Annotated in this window: 3 rRNA genes; all 3 read right to left on the bottom strand. The window is 48.5% G+C overall.

Annotated features, from left to right (window positions below):
- Nucleotides 1-384: ribosomal RNA gene (locus BMY11_RS28365) — 23S ribosomal RNA — on the bottom strand; the annotation flags it as partial.
- 335 nt (nt 385-719) lie between these two features.
- A 5S ribosomal RNA gene (gene rrf, locus BMY11_RS28360) occupies nt 720-836 on the bottom strand.
- A gap of 157 nt (nt 837-993) precedes the next feature.
- Nucleotides 994-1,053, bottom strand: a 16S ribosomal RNA gene (locus tag BMY11_RS28355); the annotation flags it as partial.

Raw genomic sequence — 1,053 nt, 5'->3', positions numbered from 1 at the left:
TACAGGGCTTTTACCTCTTCTAGCGGGCCTTTCCAGACCTCTTCGCCTAACCAACACCTTTGTAACTCCATGTGAGACGCCCTACAACCCCAAGAAGCAAGCTCCTTGGTTTGGGCTAATCCGCGTTCGCTCGCCGCTACTGACGGAATCACTATTGTTTTCTCTTCCTCAGGGTACTTAGATGTTTCAGTTCCCCTGGTCTGCCTCTACATAACCTATGTATTCAGTTATGAGTGACTGGACATTACTCCAGCCGGGTTTCCCCATTCGGACATCCCCGGATCAAAGCCTGCTTACGGCTCCCCGAGGCATTTCGTCGTTCGCCACGTCCTTCTTCGGCTCCTAGCGCCTAGGCATCCTCCGTGCGCTCTTAGTAGCTTAACCTTTGCTCCGGTTTAGAGTGTCTGTTTGAGCTTCCGTTGGTGCCGCCGCTTCAGTCCCGCCAGATTCGATGATCTCTCCCGTGGTCTTCGACCAAAGTCGTTCTCATTCGAACTGTCGGCGCTTACGCTTCGTACCAAAGGCAGTCAAAAGACAAAACCTTCGCTTGCAGCAATCGTGTTAACGATGCTGTATTTTTCGTTAATCTCAGCTAAGAGATATTTCGCAAATTTCATATCCAGTTTTCAAGGTGCTAGTGTTTTTCTGAACGCATCTGCTTCCTGAATTGCTTCAAGAAAAGACACATCCATCAAAACTTTGAAGTGCTTATAGCACCCGCTTGGCAACGTCCTACTCTTCCAGGACCCTGCGGTCCAAGTACCATCGGCGCTGAAGGGCTTAACGGTCGTGTTCGAGATGGGTACGCGTGGTTCCCCTTCGCCATTATTACCAAACGGATGTTTTTTTTGTTTTGTAGGCAGAAAAAAAACAACCAGCAAAACTTTTTAGTTGTTGAAGGATTTATTCCTTCAAAACTGAACATGAGCGAACCTGTCGGTTGTGCATCTTGCGATGCTATCTGATCATCATCGTGATCAGGTATATCCTTAGAAAGGAGGTGATCCAGCCGCACCTTCCGATACGGCTACCTTGTTACGACTTCACCCCAAT

It is taken from the genome of Paenibacillus sp. OV219, from assembly GCF_900110075.1.
GTDB lineage: Bacteria > Bacillota > Bacilli > Paenibacillales > Paenibacillaceae > Paenibacillus_Z.
This window is presented reverse-complemented; position numbering and strand designations above follow the sequence as displayed.